This is a genomic window from Bartonella sp. CL70QHWL (genome assembly GCF_042194855.1).
Taxonomy (GTDB): domain Bacteria; phylum Pseudomonadota; class Alphaproteobacteria; order Rhizobiales; family Rhizobiaceae; genus Bartonella.
This window is the reverse complement of record NZ_JBHINJ010000081.1, coordinates 1-1189: the sequence shown is the minus strand read 5'-3', so window position 1 is coordinate 1189 and position 1189 is coordinate 1. Positions and strand designations below refer to the sequence as shown.

General features: G+C 43.0%; 1 protein-coding gene. It reads right to left on the bottom strand.

The window, feature by feature from the left end:
• Positions 1 to 12: 12 nt before the first annotated feature.
• The gene (tuf, locus tag ACFIJZ_RS09785; protein WP_012755022.1) at positions 13 to 1188 is read right to left on the bottom strand and encodes an elongation factor Tu; all 1176 of its coding nucleotides are present in this window, start codon (positions 1186 to 1188) and stop codon (positions 13 to 15) included.
• Between the last annotated feature and the right edge of the window lies 1 nt (position 1189).

Genomic DNA, 1189 nt, shown 5'->3' with positions numbered 1-1189 from the left:
AACAAGCATTATTTATTCAATGATCTTAGAGACGATACCGGCACCAACAGTACGACCACCTTCACGAATAGCAAAACGAAGTTTCTCTTCCATCGCTATCGGAACGATCAACGAAACATCCATCGCAACATTGTCACCTGGCATAACCATTTCCGTTCCTTCTGGAAGTGTAACAATACCTGTAACATCCGTCGTACGGAAGTAAAACTGAGGACGATAATTCGTGAAAAATGGTGTATGACGTCCACCTTCATCTTTTGTCAAAATGTAAGCTTCTGCTTTAAAACGCGTATGAGGTGTAACAGATCCTGGCTTTGCCAATACTTGACCACGCTCAATCCCTTCACGATCAACACCACGTAGAAGAGCTCCTATATTATCACCCGCTTGACCTTGATCTAAAAGCTTGCGGAACATTTCAACACCTGTAACCGTCGTCTTAGATGTTGGACGAATACCGATAATCTCGATTTCCTCTCCAACTTTAATAACACCACGCTCAACACGACCCGTAACAACGGTTCCACGACCCGAAATCGAAAATACATCTTCTATCGGCATCAAAAATGGTTGATCAACAGGACGTTCAGGGGTTGGAATATAATTATCAACTTCACTCATTAAAAGACGAACAGCATCTTCACCAATGCTTTTATCCTTATCTTCAAGAGCTGCCAACGCAGAACCCTTAACAATTGGTATATCATCACCTGGGAAATCATACTTGGATAAAAGTTCCCGAACCTCAAGCTCTACAAGCTCCAAAAGTTCTGCATCATCAACCTGATCAACTTTATTAAGAAAAACAACAATTGCTGGAACACCAACCTGACGCGCAAGCAAAATATGCTCACGTGTCTGAGGCATTGGACCATCAGCTGCTGAAACAACCAAAATAGCACCATCCATCTGTGCTGCCCCTGTGATCATGTTTTTCACATAATCAGCGTGTCCCGGACAATCAACGTGCGCATAGTGACGATTTTCCGTTTCATACTCAACGTGTGCTGTAGAAATAGTAATTCCACGTGCGCGCTCCTCTGGCGCAGCATCAATTTGGTCATAGGCTTTAAATTCACCAAAATATTTCGTAATCGCTGCTGTCAACGAGGTCTTCCCATGATCAACGTGACCAATCGTACCAATATTAACATGCGGTTTTGTTCGTTCAAACTTGCTCTTCGCCATT